This window comes from Chitinophaga filiformis (assembly GCF_023100805.1).
Classification (GTDB): Bacteria; Bacteroidota; Bacteroidia; order Chitinophagales; family Chitinophagaceae; genus Chitinophaga; species Chitinophaga filiformis_B.
This window is the reverse complement of sequence record NZ_CP095855.1, coordinates 1401694-1424190: the sequence shown is the minus strand read 5'-3', so window position 1 is coordinate 1424190 and position 22497 is coordinate 1401694. Positions and strand designations below refer to the sequence as shown.

Here is a 22497-nt window from a genome sequence, read left to right as displayed (position 1 = left end):
CAGGTAAGGATTAAAGTCCGTATTTATCGATCAGATAGATCAACCCCGCCATACTGAAAGCGCCCAGTTCCAGCTCTCTTTTGTTCACTGCTTCAAAAGTATCGTTGGCAGCATGGTGCAGATCAAAATAACGCTGGGAGTCCGGCATTAGTTCGCCCATTGGGGTACCTATCGCCTCATACAGTTCTCCTACATCCACGCCTCCGCCTGCAGCTGTGAAGTCATATACATCATAGGGCCTGAATAAAGGCGCCCAGGAGATGATCTTAGCCTGTTTCTCTGCCGGCATGGTGAATGAAAAGCCACGGGGGGTAAAACCACCCGCATCGCTTTCCAATGCGAATATATGGTGCTCTCCTTTCGCTTTCGCCTCTGCGGCGTATTTCTTGCCTCCGCGGGTACCATTCTCTTCATTGGCAAACAACACGATCCGGATGGTACGCTTGGGCTTAATGCCAGCGGCCTTAAAAGCCCGCAGCAATTCCACTGACTGTACACAGCCGGTGCCATCATCATGTGCGCCCTGGTTGACGTCCCAGGAATCCAGATGCCCACCCACAGTGATGATCTGGTCCGGGAATTCCGTACCCCTGATCTCACCGATCACGTTGTGCCCGGTGGTATCAGGCAGCATTTTACAATTGGTTTTCAGGTACAGCTTCATGTCTGACTCGCCTTTTAGCCGGTTGCTCAGCAGGTCGGCATCTTCCAGGCCAATAGCTACTGCCGGAATTTTAGGAAAAGAGTCATTATAATGCATGGCGCCGGTATGCGGCAAATTGTTAGCGCCATGGGTCATAGACCGTACCACCACAGCCAGTGCTCCATATTTAGCAGCCCTGCTGGCGCCTTGTCCACGATATCTTACTGCATCGCCGTAAGACTCGAAAGTGCGGATAAATTCGGGCCTGAAAGCGTAGTTATAAAACACGATCTTTCCTTTTACCTGGTCTTTTTTAGCTTCCAGATCATCAAAAGAAGATACTTCCAGTACAGGAGCGGTGATCCCTGTAGGGCCGCTACCTACTGAATTTCCCAGCGCCAGGACATTTAAAGGCGGAATAAAGTCACGGCGACGGGAGATGATGCGCACCTCTTCCTTCGCGCCTCTTACCCAATGGGGCACCTGGCAGGCCTGCATATAAACAGTGTCTGCACCGGCGTCTTTTAATACCTGTTCTCCCCATTTCTCAGCTTTCACCATTTGTGGAGAACCGGCAAGGCGGCCTCCTACCTGCTGGGTAAGATCCCTCAGATTAGAATATGCCTTACTATGTGTCAGGACTTCGGTAGCCAGTTGTCTTAAAACCAGGGAGTCGTTCTCCTGCTGTTGTGCACATACCGGTACGGTAACGGCCAACAGCGCAGGCAGCAGGTAATTTCTCATAAACACGTCGATTTTGGCACTAAAACTAATTAAATAACATTGTTATTCAAATGGGTTTATCATACATATATTTTACATGACAGCCTTAACATGCCGCTAATACCATTTACCGGGAATGTCAGGCTAAAATGTTATAATTTTGTACTCTGTATTAACGTAAAAAACTGTGTTCTGCGTGAAGCGTTCTGCATTCTGTGCTAAACGTTCGGCACTAAGCGCGTTGGCTATAAAGTTTTAAACAACAACACATGCGAATTGGAATAGTATGTTACCCGACTTATGGGGGTAGCGGCGTACTGGCAACGGAATTGGGTAAGGCGCTGGCAGATAAAGGGCACATGGTCCATTTTATTACTTACCAGCAACCCGTGCGACTGAATGCCTTTCATGCCAACATATATTATCATGAAGTGCAGGTTCCTACTTACCCACTTTTCGATTTTCCACCTTATGAATCTGCCCTGAGCAGCACCATGGTGGATGTTATACTTAACCAGCAGTTAGACCTGCTGCACGTACACTATGCCATTCCGCATGCCTCCACTGCCTACCTGGCAAAACAAATCGTGAGCAAACAAGGCAGGACCGTTCCATTTATCACAACCCTCCATGGTACAGACATTACCCTGGTAGGGAAGGATAAGACCTATGCACCGGTGGTGACCTTCTCTATCAATGAGTCGGACGCTATTACCGCAGTATCCAATAATCTCCGGGAAGAAACATACAAGTCTTTTCAAATCGAAAAAGACATCGAGGTCATCTACAATTTTGTAGATACAGAGCGTTTCAAACGCCGCGAAAAAGAGTTACTCCATTTCAGGAATGCTATTGCACCCAACGGAGAAAAGATCCTGCTGCACGTATCAAATTTCCGTAAGGTAAAACGTGTCCCCGATGTAGTGAAGATCTTCCAGAAGGTTAGAGAAAAAGTACCCGTTAAGCTGCTGCTGGTCGGCGATGGTCCTGACAGGCCAGCTATTGAAGCGATGTGCCGGGACATGCATCTCTGCGGGGATATCCGCTTTGTAGGTAAGCAGGAACAGCTGGAAGACGTGATGTCTATTGCAGATCTGTTTGTGCTGCCGTCGGATTATGAAAGCTTTGGTCTGGCTGCCCTGGAAGCCATGGCTGCGGAAGTGCCGGTGATATCCTCCAATGCCGGTGGCTTGCCGGAGGTGAACATTCACGGAAAGACCGGTTACCTGAGCCCTGTCGGCGATGTAGACAGTATGGCGGAGCATGCTACCCGGCTGTTGCTGGATGAGCAGCTGCTGGCAACCATGCGTAAGGGAGCGCTGGAACAGGCCCAACGTTTCCATATTAACAATATCATCCCACAATATGAGGCCCTGTACGAGGAAGTGATGAACAGGTCATTAGCATCGATAGATAAGTAATTTTCATAAAAAAAGCTGTCAGCCAGAGGCTGACAGCTTTTTTCTTTATAGCTTCTTCAGTTATTTCTTCCTGATCCAGAATTCGGGATTCTGTTTCTGTATTCCTTTATAGATCTGCAGCTCTACTTCACCCAGGTTTTCCAGTTCATTTGTACCTGCGGTACCGATCAACTGGCCTGTGCTCACCCTGTCGCCCGTTCTTACACTTACTGTCTGCAGGCGCGCGTAGTTAGTAAAATACTGGCCGTGCCGGATGATCACCAACGAACCACCTCCCGGAATAACAGCTACCGTCCTCACCTCTCCCTGGAATATAGCTCTGACAGCTGCTCCACGGCTGGTACCGATGATCACACCATCATTCTCCACGGTAATACGGTCGATGACAGCGTGCTGCTGGCGACCGAAGTGGCCAATAATATGACCGGAGCTCACCGGCCATGGCAGTTTACCACGGTTGTTCTCAAAACTTTCTGATAATGCCAGTGCTTCGGGCGTTGCTTCCAGCACGTTCTCTGTACGTACTGGTTTTTCCGCTTCCGGTGCAGGCGCCGGCGGTTTGGGAGCCGGTGCAGGTTCTGTCGGTTTCGTTTCCGGTTTATTTTCAGCTACAGCATTGTTGTTATTATTCTTGGCCGCGTTTGCAGCAGCGGCATTAGCAGCAGCAAGGGCAGCGGCCTTCTTTGCAGCCTCGTCACGCCTCCGTTTCTCTTCAGCAGCAGCTTTACGTTTAGCCGCCGCTTCCTCTTCCGCCTGCCGGCGTGCCATTTCGATCTCACGGCGTATTACCGCCTGGATGGCTGCCTGTACTTTCTGTGCATCCTTTTTGTTCTTATTGATATCTGCCAGCAGCTCTTTTTCACGTCCTTTCAGGTTGGACAACACTTTGTCTTTCTCCTTCTTGTCCACCTCCAGGATATTCCGTTGTTCCTGTTCTACCTTTAATGTACCCGACCGCTTCTCCTTTTGTTCCTGCAGGCTTTCAATTTTCTTGCTCAACAGCACACGCGTTTCAACAATGTTGTCTGCCTGCCGCCGACGGTAATCACGGTATTGCTTAAGGTATTGATACCTTTTAACTGCATCATTGAAAGACTCCGCAGAAAAAATAAAATTCAGCATATCGTAGGTACTGCGGTTCTTATAAGCATATACGACCAGCTGGGCATATTGTGACTTCAGGGTATCAAGATCTTTCTCCAGGGTCTTAATGTCCCTGTAAGCAGCATTGATGTCACCGTTGATGAAGTTGATCTCTTCGTTAATATTGTTGATAAGACGGGTACGCAGCGAAATCTTTTCACGTAACGCCCGCAGTTGGCTCAGGCTCTCCTTTGTTGATCTCTTGGTAGTTTTGAGTGCTTCGTTGGCCTCGTCGATCTCACGCTGCAACTCTCTCTTTCTATGCTCCAATTCTTCCCGCGACAGTTGGGGAGCCTGTGCATGCAGCAAGGCCGGTAGTAAACCTAAGATTATTATAAACGGGAAAAACTTCTTCAGATTCAGCATGATGGTTTTAAAGATAGCTGCAAAATAGCAATTTACAAATTTCAGATACATTCCGGCGCACCCCTACTCCCTCGAATACCCTGAAGGAATTGTGAACGGAAAGCTCACTGGCTGATCAAAATCTATTTTGTTAAAATCCATGTTGATCTTCGTGTAACTTTTTTCTTCCACAAAAACCCTGCGGCGGGTAGCAAATTTAATCTTATCCAGCGACTTGTACTCACCATATGTAAGTTCAACCGAACGCCTGCGTGTACTGTCTTTATCCATCACCTTGCTTTGCTGCAGGATATAATCATCTGCAAAAACGTTGAACAGACTGGTAAATATTGTGCTGTCGCAGGTAAAAGAGATCACTGCCGGCGTCTTAACTACCTGATAAACAGAGTCCGTCAGGTAGATAGGGTTGCCGATGAGGAGGTCCTGTAATGTTTTGAAATCGAACGGAATATTCAGGACATCCTGTGCATTTTTAAGGTCCCTGAGATAGGCTATTTTATGGAACTTGTCGATTGCCTTCAGGCTATCTGGTGTAATAATAGCCCGTGCTACTTCTCCGATAATAGGCGCTGATACGGAGATCCAGATGAAACTGTCTTTTTGCATCCGCATGTTTGCATTGATGCCTGACATCTGTTTGGATTCTGTCTCGAAGTCGATCTTTAATTTAGCGGAGAAAGTGTTAAACGATATATGGTTACTGCGCAGTTTTGAGAGCAGTTCTTTATTGTAAGTGCTTGCGGCTGCAACTGATGCACTATCTGTTTTTGTAATAATATTGTGCTGGGTAGTATCTGTTACAGGAAAAGAAGTACCTGCAATCTGTCGGCTATGCCTGCATGAAAAGAGTCCCGTGCTTACAATACCTAATACTATCAGTGCTAATGTTTGCTTCATCATGATCTTTAATTCAATACATTCCCATTTCCCCGGGGAAGCGTTGCTATTCCCTTTCGGTTGCAAGTATATACCGTTTTTCTGCAATTTTACGGGCTAATCCCACTGAATTAGCTCCTTTTTGCTTGGCCAATTGCCAATATTCCAGGGCTTTGTCTACTTCATGGAGGTTAAACAGTATATCTCCATAGTGCTCAAGCATATTAGGGTTCTCGCGCGCTTCCTGTGACTGCAGGGCTTTTTCCATCCATTCCCTGGCCTGCTCATAACGGGCCATGCGAAACAGGATCCAGGCGTATGTATCCATAAAATTGGTACTTCCCGGTTCCAGTTCCAAAGAACGTTTAGACATACTCTCTGCCTTGCTCAGCTGCTCTCCGCGAAGCGAGAGATAGTAACTGAAGTTGTTCAGTACCAGTGCATCATCCGGCTTTAGTGCCAGCGCCCGGTCATAACTGCTGTCCGATAGCTGATGCTGACCGGTTGCGTGATAAGCATCGCCCAGCAGGGAGTAAACATCTGCCCGTGTATTCTTGTCCCCGTTACCATTCCCTGTCTGTAATGCAATATTCAAGGCATCTATAGATGCCGGATAATTCTGTAGCAAAAAGTTAGCCACCCCCTTGAAGTAATGGCCCATAAATTCCTTTGGAAACCGCTCAGTCACGATTGAGCTCACTTTGAGCAGGTTATTCGAATCATCCTTACGGGAGTAGATCCACATCAACTGGTACCACACGGTAAAACGTGTGGAATCCAGGCTCACTGCTTTGTTGTAATCGACCAATGCACTGTCGAGCATACCTGCCTGAGAGTACATATCTGCCTGCAGGGCATAAGCTTTAGCTTCTTCGGGGTGTGCCTCTATAACCAGCTGCGCCAGTTGCAGTCCTTCTTTCAGTTTACCGCTGTCCACACCCTGCATTTGCAGGTAAGGATAGACATAAGCTACTTTTTCATCAATATTATAGTCGGGATTGGCAAAAGCGCGGGTCAGATAAGCCCAGTATTGGTCAAGTTTACCTTCCTTTTTGGCAAAGCCTGACAGCGCTATCAGCGCTCTCGGATTAGACGGGTCGCGCTGCAGCACTTCTTTGTAAATAGCTGTAGCCTCCTCAGTACGGTCATTCGAGTTATAAATATCTCCCAGGATGAGATAATACCTTACATCATCCGGATTCTGATTGATCAGCTTATGCACCTCGGCGGCAGCATCTTCCATTCTGTTCAGCTTGAGATAAAGCCGTTGTTTCTGGAAGGCCAGTTCCTCTATCAGACCTACTTTCACTTCCAAAGAATCAAACACCACCAGTGCTTCTTCAGATTTATCTGCCTTGGCGAGGAACATACCCTTATTGTACAGGTACTCATCATTATCAGGATATCTGGTGGCGAGGCGGCCGTATACAGCTGCAGCGCTGTCAAACTGGGCGTTTACACCGAATGCATCCGCCAGTGTTATCTGAAACCACTTATTGGAAGCGTCCAGGCTCACCGCCTTACGGGCAAAGCCCAATGCATAACCAGGGTTACGTACCTCGATGAACAGACGCGCAAGTTCGTAGTAAGCGGTAGGATTGTTCCTTCTCAGGCGGAGGTAATCTGAGAATTGTGTGATGGCCGTGCGATAATCGCCCAGTATCTTAGATCTTTCGGCCGAGTAGAAGAGACTGTCAGCCCGCTGTTCCAGCAGAGTGGAATCTTTAATGGAGTATACCTGCCGGGAGGGCGAACGCCTGGCAAGCGGCCTGGAAGAGTTACAGGCAGTTCCCACCAGACAACAAAGGCCCGCCACTAGAAGAGGTAAGCGGCCTACCAATCGGTGTAAAGCCGGCAGACCATTCTTTCCAGGCAGGGTCCTATTGTTATTCCGGAATATGAACATTTATTAAGATTTACCGGTGTGGCCAAAACCGCCGGCACCACGTTCTGTTTCTGTCAGCAGTTCCACTGCTTCAAGTCCGGCTTGCACGAAAGGCGCTATTACCATCTGGGCAATCCTTTCACCAGGTGCAATAGCCTGCGGTTCGTTCGACAGGTTGATCATTATGATCTTGATCTCTCCCCTGTAGTCGGCATCGATAGTGCCAGGGGTATTCAGCAGGGTAAGACCCTGTTTGATCGCCAGACCGCTGCGGGGCCTGATCTGAGCTTCATACCCTGTAGGCAGCTCTATGAACAGGCCGGTAGGTATCAGCATCCTTTCAAGAGGCTGCAGGGTGATAGCTGTTTCCAGGTTGGCCCTGAGGTCCATCCCGGCCGCTTCTGCTGTGGCATAGGCCGGTAGCGGATTAGCGGATTTATTGATGATCTTTACTGTTATAGCTGCCATTATTGCAAAGGTATTTTAAATAGTCCATAGTCCGCAGATTATGAACACTTGATTCATTTTTACCGGACATTCCGGCATAATGCGCTGATCTTGAAAGAAATACAAGCCTTGAAGCCTGTGTTTAATTTTTCTCCAGCAGGACCGTGGCATAAGCCACAACGCCCTCTTCACGGCCAACAAAGCCCAGTTTCTCTGTTGTTGTAGCTTTTATAGACACTTCCTCTGCAGATATATTCAATATACCGGCTATAGTCTCCTGCATCTGTACTACATAAGGCTTGATCTTAGGTGCCTGAAGGCAAAGAGTGCTGTCGATGTTCACCACCTGATACCCTTTGGCGGCGATCAGCTCCTGTGTGCGCTTCAGCAGTATTTTGCTGTCAATATTCTTATAAGTATTGTCAGTATCGGGGAAATGCAGTCCGATATCTCCCAGGCTGGCGGCTCCCAGCATAGCATCACATATGGCGTGGAGCAGCACATCGGCATCGCTATGTCCCAGGGCTCCTTTATGGTGTGGTACCAAAACTCCTCCCAACCAAAAATCCCTGCCCTCTGTTAACTGATGAAAATCTACCCCAAGGCCAATGCGCAATTTAGTCATGACAGATGTATAAACTTTGAAATATAAGCTTTTAACTGTTAAAATTACCGCAAATTAAAAATCCTCCGGCTATTTCCGGAGGATTCTTATATTTTAAAAAAATATTAACTATTTAAGTACCAGCTATTACCAGGTGTTGCCGTTATCTTCTTCTTTATGACCGAGGTCAAAGATCAGCGAGAAGCGCAGGGTATTGGACAGCGGGTTACGCTGGATGCCATTACCGGAAGGCACGAGGTAAGAGAAGTTCAGGCCGAACATGTTGTATTTAACACCCAGACCGGCAGTTACGTACTTACGGTTGCCCTTGTTCTTGTTTTCATAAAAATAACCGGCACGTACAAAGAACTGATCGTTGTAGCTGTACTCACCACCCAGGGAAACAGTTACTTCCTGCAGTTCTTCCTTCATACCACCCGGAGCATCCCCAAAAGAAGAGAACATGCCGGAGATAGTTGATTTTTCGCGATAAGCACCGGTACTATCGGGAGTAGGTACGAGCAGTTTATTCAGATCGAGTGTGAACATTAATTTGCTGGTCTGGTCCATTCCTATGGTGTAGGCAGTACCCAGTCCCAGGTTGGTAGGCAGAAAGTCTTTATTGGTAGCTGATTCTGTATAGGAGATCTTGGTACCAATGTTAGTGATAGCCAGACCAACATTCCAGGTATTTACAGCACTATTGTCTTTCTCGTAGTCTTTTGTGTAGAACAGGGACAGGTCGGTTGCAAATGCTTTACCCGGTCTGATCACCCGGCCGTTGATATCACCGCTGGCAAGATTGGAATAAATAAAACGTCCGGCCAGGGCAACAGAGAAGTTATCTGATAATTTACGGGCATAACCTGCATCAAATGCAAATTCACGCGGACGGTAGTCATAAGTAGGCATACCGGTAACATCCGTAAAGTTGATAGTACCTAATGAGAAGTAACGCAATGAGCTGGAAATTGTCTGAAACTCATCCAGCTGATAATAACCTGACAGGTTAGCAAGGAACACGTCGTTCACGAGTTCTTTTAACCAGGGGGTATAAGTAACAGATATCGCGGAACGGGTTGTTGCAAACGGAATTTTGGCAAGGTTCCAGTAGATGGAATTTGCGTCGGGCGAGGTGGCCACGCCGGCGTCTCCCATAGCTCCTGCCCTTGCATCAGGAGAAATACGTAGAAAAGGTACCGCTGTGTTAATGGTATTTGTGCGTCCGTCCAGATTACCTGTGGAGATCTGGGCAGAAACAGACAGAGAGAATAGGATGCAACAAATTAAGACAAGGTTTACAGTTGCCTTTCTGATCATGCAATTATACATGCAATAGTGTTTAGAACGAGTTGTAAAAATAGTTCGAAAATCTATATTATCAATAACAGGGGTCTGGTAAGGGACTTGCGAATTAAGTATGTGCTTTCGATGCATAGGTTATAATACAGTTACTTTTCCGCCTAAAACCTTTGTTTTACCATTCGCTGTTACCAAGATACTATATATATAAATTCCAGGCGACACCCGGGCGCCGGAATCGGCCGTTCCGTTCCAGGATGCTCCTACATAACGGCTGCCACCGTCATTTATTGTATGATGTATAGTTTTTATTTGTTGACCCATTACTGTAAAGATTTTTATTGTTATGTCCAGGGTCCGATCCTCCTGATTATGCTCAAAAGTGAACCGCGTCTGGTCGTGGACAGGGTTCGGAAAGCAACTGGCCTTTCCTATCGTCATCTCGTTTGACCGAACTACCCGGAACTGCAGTGTAGCTGTACCGGAGTTGTTGTGGGTATCCCATGCTTTTATAGCCATCGTATGCATCCCTTCGGACAGACTATACAGCGGGAAACGGACCGTTCCTTCCTGATAACTGTCGGTTGTGGCCTCAAAGAAGCTGTTCAGGATATAGTATTGATCTTCCTTATTGTCCAGGGTAGCGATCAGATCATGCCCTACGCCATAACCGGAAGTATTGATCCCCTGTTCGTCCTTCAGCTGCAGCAATAGTACCGGATTCTCTCCAGTTATGCCCCCATTGCGGAAATATTCATTATCGAGGTATGCTTTTATAACAGGTCCCAGTTCATCTTGTTCAATATCATCGGCTGTTCCGCCTACCTGTATTCCTGAAAACACCCCTCCTGCGGCAGTCGCTCCGTTGGCAGCATAAAAACTGATCGTTCCGGCGCCAGCCTGGTAATCAATATCTGCAGGCACTACAAAAGTGCAGGAGAAGCGGCCGTTCTCAATAGTCTGTTGGCCACGGTACAGTACATTCTGTTGTTGATAGTAACCTGCCCTGGTGCTTCCTGCATCATTCCCACGGGTATATTGCAAAGCAGGTTTATCGTACACGGTCGCGTACAAGGCTCCCTTATATGCATCCTGCCGAATACCCTGTTCGTCTTCCAGGTGCCCCTTAACAGTGTATTTACCCATAGCTTTTAATGTATCTGGTACGTCGTTTACCGCCTTGCCGTTAATAGAATCCGTTACTACATGATACCGGGGAAAAGCCAGCGTCTGTGCGGGATCGCCCAATAACTGGAACTTACGGTTATTAGGAATATCGATATAAGTAGCATATGTCAGGTTCTTGGCCTCCATTGCCGCCTGTCCGAGCGTCGGCATCTGCCCGTCCGCATTGGGCGTCAGCAGCTTTTTCAGGTAATTGGCATTCATCACTTTATTGGAAGCGGAAAATACAGCCCTGGTAGTCGTCATCAACGCTATACCACCACCATTCTCCTGCAACAGTAACCTCTCTCCGAGGGATACATACGCGGGATTATCGAAGGGCGCAAAGTCGCAGGTAGCCGTGATAAACAGCGGCAGTTTACCAGCGTTCTTCCAGGTGGCCAGAGAGCTTTCCTCCATGATCACTTCTTCCGCAAGCCGCGAGTAACTTCCATGGCCGGTGTAGTTCCATATCAGGGTACCATCGAAGATATCTTCTGCTATGGCTGTATTGACTGCGGGATAGCGGCTACCACCAGCATCAGATATTTTCGGATAGGCATCGAGGTATATCTTATCTATATGCCCTGCCGGCCATTGCGCAGCTACGATCTCACTCATGCTCTCTGCATCCTGCAGATGCAGGTTATCATCTCCGTCGTCAGCCACGATTGTGATATGCTGCTGCCAGCGGCCGAAGTTCGCAGGCACATTGTACCCAATGATCTTATTTACCACTGCTTCAGCCTGGGCAGGCTGTTGCACCGGTAAGCGACCTATTGCTATGTCCAGCAGGTTTTGCCTGCTGTTATCATTAATATCGTCTGCATTATCCAGGAAACCAAAGAAATCATCGGAGGGATATGCATTTACCGGATCTGTCGAGATGGAGCTTTGCCAGGTCGGCACCAGGTTGGTATTTCCCGCCACCCTGTTCTTATAGTCGTAAGAAGCATCTCCAAACAGTAACAGGTATCGCAGTCCTCCCTTATCGTAACACATCTTCACAAAATCTCTGACAGCCACCGGATCTGGGGTACCTGAACCGAATTCATTATAGATCTCATTCACAGTTACCACTTTCACGGTCAGTTCATCATGCGTACCATGCCAGGCCGCCAACCTGGTAGCGGCGGCTTGTAAGGCTGGGGTGGTCACTATCAGCATATCTGCTGCGGTAATACCATGCAGGTCCTGGTTGGCTATTGAACCAGCCGGTGCCGGCAGCAGATATCCCTGTCCTGAGAATGCGGCATACTCATGCAATGTGCCGCAATCCCTTGTAAAAAAGAGCGTAGTGCCGCTTAACTGCGTTTTCACCCTTACGGGCTGCAGCGGGTCTGTCACATCCAATACAACCGTCTGATTACCTGCCTGTTCCAGCCTGAACTGTACATGCTGGCCGGGATTTACAGAAGTTATATCCCTGAAAAACAGCGGCTCCTGCGTTGGTAGCTGCAATGGGCACCGGGCTTGTAAAGTCAGGTAGTCCAGCCATCCCTGTGCCCCGCTTCCGCCCGGCGTAAAGCTAAGCGTAACTGGTACTGTTGTACCGGCAGGCGTTGCTGTATAATATCCAGTTGCTACCGAAGCAAAAGTCTCAAATATATTTCCGCTCACCGGCGACAATGACAGGGAGCCCAACATATTATTTCCCGCCTGTATGGAGAAACGGCTGGTGCCGATCCCCCTGGCCGCCACCCTTGCTCCCACCTTCAGGGAGAAAGGAGTCAACGGCAATGAGAAACTGATATTTCGCAAAGGCTGTACGTTGCTGAATACAGATCCCCACCATTGTTTTCCGCTATTCAGGAAGTTAATGCTGTCGTTTTCATAAAAAGCGTGGTAATCAAAGCTGTTGACAATTACCTCTGCGGCCGGTGTCGTGACGTCCTGGGCAACTCTTTTCCCGGGAGAACTACCGGTGGTCAAAAAGTACCAGGCAGTATCTGAATAGAGATTAGCTGTATGAACAAAATTTCCGCCCTGGTATTGCCAGCTATGCGGGCCCGGCGCGTAGAACAGCAGGTAATCTCCCTCCTCCATCAGCGCCACCTCGGGCAAATCGTCGTACCTGAATGCCGCATTGCTTTCGGGCAACATGCGTCCACCGGTGCCATAGAGCCTCACACCTTTCAGATCAGCACTGATCCCCATACCTGCCAACAGGGATTTATCTATTTTATAAATGCCCTCCCGGGTGATGGCCAGTTTTTGCCAGCTGCCCGAAGAAAGCACGGAATGTGCGGCGTAAGGTCCTCCCCTCCCATTGCCCCCTGATACCCATTGACAGAGGAGCAATAAAAACGCGAAGGGAATAAACTTCATAGTGGGTATTTGCGCAAACATAGCAATTATAAAGTATATTTATAGGGCGAAAGCGACGATTGTGGCCGTTGTCACGAAATGTCTGCATTAACGCCTTTGATTGTATTTCAGTTTTTTATAACATGTGAATATACGGAAGCGGGACATTTTATGACATACTATTTCCAACACTATAATAAGTAGCCATTATCCGGCGTTTTAATCACCGGAGGGACGTACTTTTGTCGCCGTTGCAGGTAAATGCGCTTAAAGTTAGAATTTAGGGAGAATAAGCAAAGAAGTAGAAGTATATTTACATTTAACCATACCATGTATCTATGAGTCATCAACCAGAGCCAGCTACTGCCAACGAGCCACCAGAAAGCGCCGACGGCCTTTACAGTTAAGATAAACTTAATACGTAGTCCGGGCAGCAGCCCGAACCATAAAACATTGATTTTAAACAAAATAGACTCTAATAACCGGTGAATGCTTACAGATTAATTATTTTTACTATAAAATAAATTATACTACATTTGCGTTTACCATAAACATCAAATAAAAAAGCTGAATCGCATGCATAGATTAACCTCTGTCTCAATGCTCTTAGGCGCCAGTATAATTATGTCGATGTCTGCCTGTAAAAACGGCGGCCCTTTCGGCAAAAAGAAGGAGAAATCCACAGCTACTGGCTGGAATTACAATGATCCTAAGATGGGTGGTTTCAGTGTGGCCAAAAGTAAAGACCAGCAGACTGGTCCGGGTCTTGTTTTCGTGCAGGGCGGTACCTTCGCCATGGGAGCGACAGAACAGGACGTTATGGCCGACTGGAATAACATTCCAAGACGTATTACTGTTTCTTCATTCTACATCGATGAAACAGAAGTAGCCAACGTTCACTATCGTGAATATCTGTACTGGCTGCGTCGTATGTACGACGAGTCCTTCCCGGACGTATACCGCAAAGCTTTACCAGACACCCTGGTATGGCGTAGCGAACTGGCTTACAATGAGCCTCTCGTAGAATATTATTTCCGTCACCCTGCCTACAACGATTATCCGGTAGTAGGTGTGAACTGGAAACAGGCTGTAGACTATTGTAAATGGCGCTCCAACCGTGTGAACGAAAAGATGCTGATCGACAAAGGGTTGTTGTCCAAAAACGATATGAAGAACCAGGCTGATGATAACACCTTCGATACTAAATCATATACTGCGGGCCTTTATGAAGGTATCCCGGGCAATATGTCCAAGAGTACCAAGGCTCAGTTCAGAAACGCTGATGGTTCTCCCCGTACTGCTCAATTCGAAGATGGTGTAATGTTACCAAACTACCGCCTCCCGACAGAAGCTGAGTGGGAATATGCGGCGCTGGGTTACATCGGTCAGAACCCTGGGCCTTCCAAGAAAGAAGGTAAACGCGGTGAGGAGTTGATCATGAACAAACAGGTTTATTCCTGGGGAACTAACACAAGTGGTCTGAGAGACATCCGCCGTGGTGCATGGCAGGGTCAGTTCCTGGCGAACTTCAAACGTGGTTCCGGTGATAACATGGGTATGGCTGGTGGTCTGAACGACCGTGCATCTATCCCTGGTCCTGTAATTGCTTTCTTCCCGAACACTTTCGGTATCTATAACATGTCAGGTAACGTAAGCGAGTGGGTACTGGACGTTTACCGTCCGCTGAACCCGATCGACGGTGATGACTTCAACTACTTCCGTGGTAACAAATTCCAGACTACTTACATGAACGCTGATAACGAACCTGAAAAGGACAGCCTGGGTCACCTGAAAATGCGTGATGTAACCGATGAAGAAAGTGCTAACCGTCTGAACTACCAGAAAGGTGATGTTATCAACTATCTCGATGGTGACTCCCTCTCTAACGTAGAATACGGTTACGGTATCACCTCCCTGATCAACGATAAATCTCACGTTGTAAAAGGTGGTAGCTGGAACGACCGCGCTTACTGGCTCTCTCCGGGTGCACGCCGTTACATGCAGGAAGATATGGCCACTAATACTGTAGGTTTCCGTTGCGCAATGGACCGTGTGGGTAGCCCTGAAGGTAACAAGTTCAAAACTGGTCAGCTGTTTAAAAAACAACGCCAAAAGAGATAATGCCAATTTATAGAGCATCATAAAAAAGCCCTCCTGTCGACCAGGAGGGCTTTTTTTATTGGTAATGATCTGTATTATTATTTCCAGATCTCCAGGATCTCTTCCGTATGATTTTTGGTATCTGGTCTCACAATGATCTTATCTATCACACCCGATTCATTGATCAGAAAAGTGGTACGGTGTGTACCATCGTAGATACGGCCCATGAATTTTTTCTCGCCCCACACTCCGTACTGGGTATGGATGGTACGGTCTTCATCTGCCAGCAGGGGGAAAGGCAGATCATATTTTTCAGCAAACTTCTTATGACGCTTTTCACTATCTGTACTTACGCCTACTACTGTATATCCTTTCTTCAGCAGCGCATGGTAGTTATCCCTCAGGTTGCAGGCCTGGTTCGTACAAGCGGGCGTCATATCCTTCGGATAAAAATACAATATCACTTTCCTGCCCTTTAGATCTGCCAGTGAAACCGCTTTCCCTTCCTGATCTGTTCCCTTAAAAATGGGCGCTTTATCGCCTTCTTTCAAATGTGTCATATTCTCTTCTGCTATCTCGTAAATGTGAAGGTCTGTTCTTTGGTATTACCGGCTATATCTGTCACCAGCATGCGCAGGCTGTGTTTACCCGGCTTACAATGCTCGTCGAAAGTGTAAGAAATAACATTACCTCTGCGGGCGAACATCAGCCATTTGCCATCGAGTTCGGCCCTGTAGGCTTTTATACCACTGTTGTCACTGATAGCGAAAGATAACTTTGCAGCCTTCGACAGGTTTGCGCCATTCTTCACTCCCAGCAAAGCTATTTTGGGAACAATAGTATCCACTTCCAGGTGAAAATCTCCAAACTCACGGAATTGCCCGACGTACCAGCCTTTCTCCAGGGTAGTACCCGCAATAGTTTCTCCCAGTCCCTCACGTACCATTACTACCTTGTGCTGTTGTGCCGCCGGTATAGGTCTGTCAGGCTTTATATGCAGGGTGAAGTTGCTGTGCAATGGCACCAGCGCGGTATGAAGACGGAAAATAGAAGAAGAAGACTTAGACTTCTCTCCGGCCGGAATTTCAGCATAGTTAAAGCAGATCCTGTCATACAGGGAATTTTCTTCCAGGAAGAATTCGACTTGGTTATTCTCGAAGATATTCCGGGACTCCGCATACATTGTATTGGCACATTTGGTAGGCTCCGGTGCATCACCACTCTGCTGCAGGGTAAATTTTACGGTGGTTGAATTACCATAGGCATCCTTCACGAGTAATCTTACGGGGTGAGGTGTACCATCTGACAGGTCAATAGTACCATCTCCCTGTACATCCTTGTAGATCTCCAGCTTATTGCCAGGTACGGAAAACAGCAGCTGCAGCCAGGGGCCACCGCCTTTTCTTATTCTATAATCCGTATGGGCGTTAATATAACGGGACTCCTCAAAACCGATATTATCGATCTGGAAACCACTATTAGGCACATCCTTATCGAACATCACCACTTCATAGATTCCGTAACTGTTGGGCACATTGCTCATACGATCTACCGCATTCAATCCGATTCCTGCCAGAGCTGTCCTTACTTTAACAAGAGGGGTAGCAGGCACATATTCGCCGTTCACCTTCTTTACCGGTAGTATGGTAGGCGTCTGGTCATAAACGCTCCTGTCCATATCGTATATGGCGATCCTGAACACTTCAGGCGCCTTGGTATCAGGAATATCGAAACCGAACAGCAATGGATTCAGCGGATGCTCAGTATGCGTATCCCTGATCTCAAAATGCACGTGCGGGCCACCAGAAGCGCCGGTATTACCACTCCATGCCACGAAGTCGCCTTTCTTTACGGGAAATTTGTCTGCCGGAATTTTCAGGTCTGTTGCCCAGCTCTCTGCGGCATACTGCTGTTGCTTCACATACTGCTCCAGGGCAGGAAAAAAGCGATTCAGGTGGCCGTAGGCAGTAGTATACCCATTAGGGTGGGTAATGTACAACACGTTCCCATAACCCGTATGAGATACGCCGATCCTGCTTACATATCCGTCTGCTGCCGCATACACAGGCAGATTTTCCTTCTGTTGGGTCTTAATGTCTATGCCCGCGTGAAAATGGTTGGGACGAAGCTCTCCGTAATTACCGGCAAGTTGAATAGGCACAGCCAGCGGATTGCGGAAATATCCCTGTGGATAGTTCTTTTCCGGTAACTGAGCATGTAACAGCTGAGGTAATAGGACGCATAACCCGAATATCCGTTTTATCATGACGCAAAAATAAGGGGAAATCAATATCCTCTAAATCCTAATTTTGTGCCTTAACAGCCCATTATGAAAGGTAGACTCAGTCAGGTGCTCATACATATTGCCGGTTGCATTACTTTCCTGGCCTTACCGATCGTTTTCTCGCCGGATGCCAGTAACCTGTCTGATCTGTGGAAATACCCGCCTGCACTGAAAGATTTCCTCGTTTATCTGGCATTGCTGTTGTTCTTTTATGTCAATTACTTTTGGCTGATCCCCAATTATTACTTCCAGCGTAAGTACGCCAGTCTCTTCCTGATCACCTTTCTGTGCTTTATAACGATAGTATTGGTGCCCAACCTGCTGATCGGCTTTCAGGGAGGCCCTTCCCGCGCCGGGTATGAATGGCCTGCCAACAATCCGATGCCACTACCTTCAGACCGGCCACCGAGGCAGTTTGACCCCTCGCCCACTCCTCTACCGGCTGACACTATCCCTCCCTACGGGCAGGAATCTCCGCCGGCAACGGACCGGCCCTATCCGCCCCCCGACCACTTCCACCGCCCCAGGCCACACGAACAGGTATCCCGCTCATTGCTGCTTGATGTAAGTCACCAGGTGTTCCTGTTCCTGGCAGTGTTCTTTTTCTCCCTGATCCTGAAGATCAATTACCGCTGGCGACAGACAGAAAAGGAAAAACTCAATGCAGAGCTGTCTTACCTGAAAGCACAGATCAATCCGCATTTTCTTTTCAATATGCTGAATACTATCTATTCTCTGGCTATTGAAAAGTCGGACCAGACCAGCAATGCGATCGTCAAGCTGTCGCAGATGATGCGTTTCGTGATCAGCGATGCCGGCAACGAACTGGTACCATTAGGCCGGGAAATTGACTATCTCAGTAATTATATCGAACTGCAAAAAATGCGGTTTGGAGACTCGATACCTTTGTCATTTACAGTGACAGGCAAGGCAACCGGGCAACAGATCGCACCATTGATCCTGATCTCTTTTGTAGAAAATGCCTTCAAACATGGTGTGAACGCAGCGGAAAATACAGACATCCGCATTTCGGTGAAAATTGAAGAAAAACAATTACATTTTACTGCTTTCAATAACAAAGTTACGGTACAGGACAAGCAGGAAGCAGGCGGCCTTGGTCTGGGAAACACCCGGAAACGTCTGCAGCTGTTATATCCAGGCAGGCACACATTATTGATCCGGGATGAGGAACATTATTTTGAAGTATCTCTTTCATTGCAATTATCATGACCTTACAAGCTATAGCCATAGATGATGAATTACCGGCATTAAAGCTGATACAACACTTCTGTGCGAACGTGAATTTCATACAGCTGCAGAAGACATTCAATATACCGGAAGAGGCCTTGAAGTTCATGGCAAAATATCCGGTAGACCTGCTTTTCCTCGATATCAATATGCCTTCTGTAAGCGGTGTTGATTTGTATCGCTCCATACAACAACAGCCGCTGGTCATCTTCACAACGGCTCACAGCGAATATGCTGTTGAAGGTTTTAACCTCAACGCTGTGGACTACCTGCTGAAGCCCTTCACCTTTGAGCGCTTCCTGCAGGCAGTACAAAAAGCACAACATGTGATGCAATTCAACCAATCCCATCCTGCTTCACCACCCCCACTTATATTCAGGGTGGACTATGGACTGACCAGGGTACAGGTCGCGGATATTCTCTTTGTGGAAGGGCTTGATGACTACCTGAAAATTCACCTCCACCAGCAGCCGCCACTGATTATCAGAATGACAATGAAAGTACTCCTTGAAAAACTGCCACCACAATCTTTCATCAGGGTACATCGATCTTACATTGTAGCCATGGATCGCATAGAGCAGGTGCGTAATAAAACTATTATGATAGCCGGAAATGAAATACCTGTAGGCAGTAGTTATGAAGATGCTTTCTTCAGCCAGTTCCGGCGACTTTAATGCTGTTCACCGCAACATAAAGCTGCTTTACCGCATTCCTATGGCCATGTCCCGCATAAAAAAAATATTTGTGTTGGTAATACAGTTATATCAGTGAACAAACCAACTCAATATGGAAAGAAAAGATTTTCTCAGGAACGGTATGGGCATACTGGGCCTGGCTTCCATCGTACCTATGCTGAACGCATGCGGCAAAGACGATACTACTACCAATGCTGATACAGACACTTCCACAGGCACCGATACAGAAACTGGTGAAACCTGTACCGTATCTGATACTGAAACTGACGGTCCGTATCCGCTGTATAAAAGCAGGGGCTCTTCCATACAGCGTGTAGATATTACAGATGGTAAAACCGGCCTGCCGCTGAGCATTCTTATCACGGTACGCAATGTGAAAGACAATTGTAACATCATAAGTAATGCACGGGTTGACATCTGGCATTGCGATAAAGACGGTTACTATTCCGGATACAGTAATACCGGTTATCTCGGCACGCAGGATAATACCGCCCTCGTTTTCTGTCGTGGCCTGCAATACACGGACAGCGCCGGACAGGTAAAATTCACCTCTATTTATCCCGGCTGGTACACAGGCCGTGTTACACATATACACGCGCAGATCTACGTAGACAGCTCATTGAAACTGACTACGCAGATTGCTTTTCCCGACGCCATCAATACCGCTGTTTATAAAACATCGCTTTACAGCGCACATGGACAGAATTCAATCACCAATGCACAGGACAACATCATTATGGATTCATTGGATAATGAACTTGCTACTGTTACAACCAATAGCACCACCGGCGGGTATGACCTTACACATACTATTTATATCTCTGCTTAAGTAACTTGTGAGCACTTGTTACAAAAGCAAAAAGGACCGGCAATGTACCGGTCCTTTTGTATTAAGAAGTTGTTACGATCTTTATTAATCCACCTTGGCTTCCACTTTATGTTTTTTAGGAAAGTTGAACAGTGCACTCGTGATGATCGGGATCAGGAAGATAGACACCGTGATGATGGAGGTAGCCCAGTCTGCCTCATGGCTTTCCAGGAATTGGGCAGCTGCAGTTTCAGGATAGAAGTGCTCATAGATAGATAACATCAGTTTGATACCCAGTACCCCGATCACCAGGAAGGCCGCAGTTTCCAGGAAAGGATATTTTTCCATCAGTCTTACGAAGCCCTGTGCTACAAATCGCATTGCCAGGATACCAATAAATACACCGGTCCAGATCAATACGATATTATCGCTGAATGCAACTGCTGCAAATACGTTGTCAATAGAGAACGCGAGGTCCATCAGCTCCACCAGGGCTACTGTAGCCCAGAACTGGCCCATCCAGCCAATGGTTGCTTTATATAACCAGTTGCTGCTCTTATCGATTTCTTCAGCGTCCTGTTCTACAACACCCGCCTTTTCTGCTTTTGATTTTTCAGCTCTCTTCTTGAAATAATCAAAGGTCAGGTACAGGAGATAAAGTCCTCCCACTGGCTTCAGCCACCACACTTTAATAAGCAGGGATGCGAACAATAAGCAAATACCACGGAAGACATAAGCACCGATAATACCGTATTTCAGCGCTTTATTACGTTGTTCCTTTGGCAGGTCCATTACCATTGTAGCCAATACAGCCGCATTATCCACCGACAACAGGCTTTCAATAATAATCAGGTTTCCGACGATCAGCAACGCGGGTATCGGGTTGTCTAAGATCTGCTGGAACATTTCAGCAATTTGCATAGTTGTTTGTTATTTTCTTGTTTTTGTTGATAGACGTTAATTGTTTACGAGTTGCACTACTATAAGCCGTCCTCCTTCTTCCTGGGACAGCAGTAACTGCTTGTTATCTGTCAGCTCTACCATAGAGTTTACCGGAATATCTTTCCCCTCGGTAACATCTTTTAAAGATGTAAGCGTTTGATTGACAAGTTGCCATTTATTATTATGAAATACAAAATATCCCACCGGTTTTTTCTGCTGATCTGTTAGTCTTTCGTTCGGATAAATGTTTCTATTCACATGCCAGGGATATAAATACTGGTTATGATATACCATTAACCGGTGATTTTCGGGCGTAAAGCTACCCGCTTTTCTTGACCAATACAAGTTCAATACGGGTAATTGTCCACGATAAGGTGTATTACAGAACGGACAGCAGGGACTGGTGGTATTGTCGAATACGAACCATTTCTGGTCGCAATGCTTATTCTGACAGGGCTGCAGCAGATCTACCGTTTTGATCAGTGCCTGTTCCCATTCATCGGCTGTAGGACGGAGTGAAGGGTTATGCAGTCCGTCAATAAATGCCTTATCGAACAATTCCTTCAGGTAGGGACCGCAAACGGTATATGGTATCTTATTCACATCGGCCCAGGGCAGGTGAGTAGGTTTCACCTGGTCCAGCCGTGGCCTGTTGGAAGTATCTGTCGGATGTTCTATGAACAATGCCTTCGCCCCCATAGACAATTCTTCATCTTTCTGCGCATCCGTGTCATGGATCTTTCCTCCGCGTAAAGGATGGCGATACAGCAGATACATGTATATCATTACTGCCAGCGCATGCCTGTCTGTAGCAATACTGGGCAGTTTACGCGCAGGATCTTCCTTCGGAAGATGTTTGGTGGCCATTACCTCCGGTGCAATGAAATCGGGTGTCCCGATCACATCGGGCGGGAATTTTCCAGGCACCACCAATCCGTCAATGTCAATGATCGCTGCACTGCCTGTAATAGGATCGATCAGCACGTTTTTGTAGGAAAGGTCTGAATGGGCCAGACCTGCCGCATGCATACGCCTTACAGCCCGCGCAATCTTGATACAGATAAGGCAGAACTTGAACCAGTCGCCCAGTTCACTTTCATCGAGGTGAAGCTTGAACTGACGACTTCTGAACTGTGCAGACGCAAACCATCTCCCCTCCTTCTCTTTTCCTGCAATAGATACGATCTGGGCGGCGCCGGGGTTGTACCCTTTGGTAAAAAAGAATTTCTTCTGATATACCGGTACTATAATGCCGGTTTTCCCGTCCCGTTCCACGATATTATTGGGCCAGCAGAAGAGATCTTTCCAGTATTCTCCTCCGGGCTGATTGAAGATCCTTTCCCGGAACGTATTCACAATATTGTTGAGCCGCTCTTTGGAATTGAAGTCCTGTTTATCCCTGAAGAAAGCCACTACGTATGACTTGTCCGGAGAGAAATAAACATCCTTCATACCTCCCTGCATCGGGTCGCCGTTATCAACATATTGATAAGACTTTCCATCCTGCGCTGTAACTGTAATAATGTTGCTCATGTATTC

At 47.2% G+C, this 22497-nt stretch carries 17 protein-coding genes; 5 read left to right on the top strand and 12 right to left on the bottom strand.

The window, feature by feature from the left end; genetic code table 11:
* Nucleotides 1-10: 10 nt before the first annotated feature.
* Entirely contained in the window at nucleotides 11-1387 is a 1377-nt protein-coding gene (locus MYF79_RS05980; RefSeq protein WP_247813010.1) for a M20/M25/M40 family metallo-hydrolase, read from the bottom strand.
* A gap of 248 nt (nucleotides 1388-1635) precedes the next feature.
* On the opposite strand from MYF79_RS05980, the gene bshA reads away from it, so the two are divergent.
* Nucleotides 1636-2787 (top strand): N-acetyl-alpha-D-glucosaminyl L-malate synthase BshA, encoded by a 1152-nt coding sequence (gene bshA / locus MYF79_RS05975; RefSeq protein ID WP_247813009.1) that lies wholly within the window; start codon nucleotides 1636-1638, stop codon nucleotides 2785-2787.
* Between the two features lie 60 nt (nucleotides 2788-2847).
* Here the strand turns inward: bshA and MYF79_RS05970 are convergent, their stop codons facing one another.
* From MYF79_RS05970 to porU, 7 genes are all read right to left on the bottom strand, one after another.
* On the bottom strand, nucleotides 2848-4296 hold the full coding sequence (locus tag MYF79_RS05970) for a murein hydrolase activator EnvC family protein (protein WP_247813008.1): 1449 nt from the start codon (nucleotides 4294-4296) through the stop codon (nucleotides 2848-2850).
* A gap of 63 nt (nucleotides 4297-4359) precedes the next feature.
* Complete coding sequence (locus MYF79_RS05965) at nucleotides 4360-5196, bottom strand: DUF4292 domain-containing protein (RefSeq protein ID WP_247813007.1); 837 nt, start codon at nucleotides 5194-5196, stop codon at nucleotides 4360-4362.
* 43 nt (nucleotides 5197-5239) lie between these two features.
* Complete coding sequence (locus MYF79_RS05960; protein WP_247813006.1) at nucleotides 5240-7078, bottom strand: tetratricopeptide repeat protein; 1839 nt, start codon at nucleotides 7076-7078, stop codon at nucleotides 5240-5242.
* A 3-nt stretch (nucleotides 7079-7081) separates the two neighbouring features.
* Nucleotides 7082-7525 (bottom strand): dUTP diphosphatase, encoded by a 444-nt coding sequence (dut, locus tag MYF79_RS05955; protein WP_247813005.1) that lies wholly within the window; start codon nucleotides 7523-7525, stop codon nucleotides 7082-7084.
* A gap of 121 nt (nucleotides 7526-7646) precedes the next feature.
* Nucleotides 7647-8129 carry a 2-C-methyl-D-erythritol 2,4-cyclodiphosphate synthase gene (ispF, locus tag MYF79_RS05950; RefSeq protein WP_247813004.1) on the bottom strand — a complete coding sequence of 161 codons (483 nt, stop codon included), beginning with the start codon at nucleotides 8127-8129 and terminating at the stop codon, nucleotides 7647-7649.
* Nucleotides 8130-8255: 126 nt separating this feature from the next.
* Nucleotides 8256-9440, bottom strand: a complete 1185-nt coding sequence (gene porV / locus MYF79_RS05945; protein WP_247813003.1) for a type IX secretion system outer membrane channel protein PorV — start codon at nucleotides 9438-9440, stop codon at nucleotides 8256-8258.
* A gap of 108 nt (nucleotides 9441-9548) precedes the next feature.
* Nucleotides 9549-12902, bottom strand: coding sequence for a type IX secretion system sortase PorU (gene porU, locus MYF79_RS05940; RefSeq protein WP_247813002.1), 3354 nt, complete (start codon nucleotides 12900-12902; stop codon nucleotides 9549-9551).
* 555 nt (nucleotides 12903-13457) lie between these two features.
* Here porU and MYF79_RS05935 point away from each other — a divergent pair.
* Nucleotides 13458-15002, top strand: coding sequence for an SUMF1/EgtB/PvdO family nonheme iron enzyme (locus MYF79_RS05935; protein ID WP_247813001.1), 1545 nt, complete (start codon nucleotides 13458-13460; stop codon nucleotides 15000-15002).
* Nucleotides 15003-15079: 77 nt separating this feature from the next.
* Here the strand turns inward: MYF79_RS05935 and bcp are convergent, their stop codons facing one another.
* Together bcp and MYF79_RS05925 are read right to left on the bottom strand one after the other, a co-directional pair.
* A complete protein-coding gene (gene bcp / locus MYF79_RS05930; RefSeq protein WP_247812999.1) occupies nucleotides 15080-15541 on the bottom strand; it encodes a thioredoxin-dependent thiol peroxidase in 462 nt (153 codons plus the stop codon).
* Between the two features lie 11 nt (nucleotides 15542-15552).
* A complete protein-coding gene (locus tag MYF79_RS05925) occupies nucleotides 15553-17247 on the bottom strand; it encodes a peptidoglycan DD-metalloendopeptidase family protein (RefSeq protein WP_247812997.1) in 1695 nt (564 codons plus the stop codon).
* 63 nt (nucleotides 17248-17310) lie between these two features.
* Between MYF79_RS05925 and MYF79_RS05920 the strand changes: the two genes are divergently transcribed.
* The 3 genes from MYF79_RS05920 (at nucleotide 17311) to MYF79_RS05910 (ending at nucleotide 20037) form a co-directional block, all read left to right on the top strand.
* On the top strand, nucleotides 17311-18495 hold the full coding sequence (locus MYF79_RS05920; protein ID WP_247812996.1) for a sensor histidine kinase: 1185 nt from the start codon (nucleotides 17311-17313) through the stop codon (nucleotides 18493-18495).
* Nucleotides 18492-19187, top strand: a complete 696-nt coding sequence (locus MYF79_RS05915; RefSeq protein WP_247812995.1) for a LytR/AlgR family response regulator transcription factor — start codon at nucleotides 18492-18494, stop codon at nucleotides 19185-19187. Before MYF79_RS05920 ends, MYF79_RS05915 begins: the two co-directional genes overlap by 4 nt.
* 112 nt (nucleotides 19188-19299) lie before the next feature.
* Nucleotides 19300-20037 carry an intradiol ring-cleavage dioxygenase gene (locus tag MYF79_RS05910; protein ID WP_247812993.1) on the top strand — a complete coding sequence of 246 codons (738 nt, stop codon included), beginning with the start codon at nucleotides 19300-19302 and terminating at the stop codon, nucleotides 20035-20037.
* 84 nt (nucleotides 20038-20121) lie between these two features.
* Here the strand turns inward: MYF79_RS05910 and MYF79_RS05905 are convergent, their stop codons facing one another.
* The gene (locus tag MYF79_RS05905; RefSeq protein WP_247812992.1) at nucleotides 20122-20937 is read right to left on the bottom strand and encodes a TerC family protein; all 816 of its coding nucleotides are present in this window, start codon (nucleotides 20935-20937) and stop codon (nucleotides 20122-20124) included.
* A gap of 36 nt (nucleotides 20938-20973) precedes the next feature.
* Entirely contained in the window at nucleotides 20974-22491 is a 1518-nt protein-coding gene (locus tag MYF79_RS05900; protein WP_247812991.1) for a helix-hairpin-helix domain-containing protein, read from the bottom strand.
* Between the last annotated feature and the right edge of the window lie 6 nt (nucleotides 22492-22497).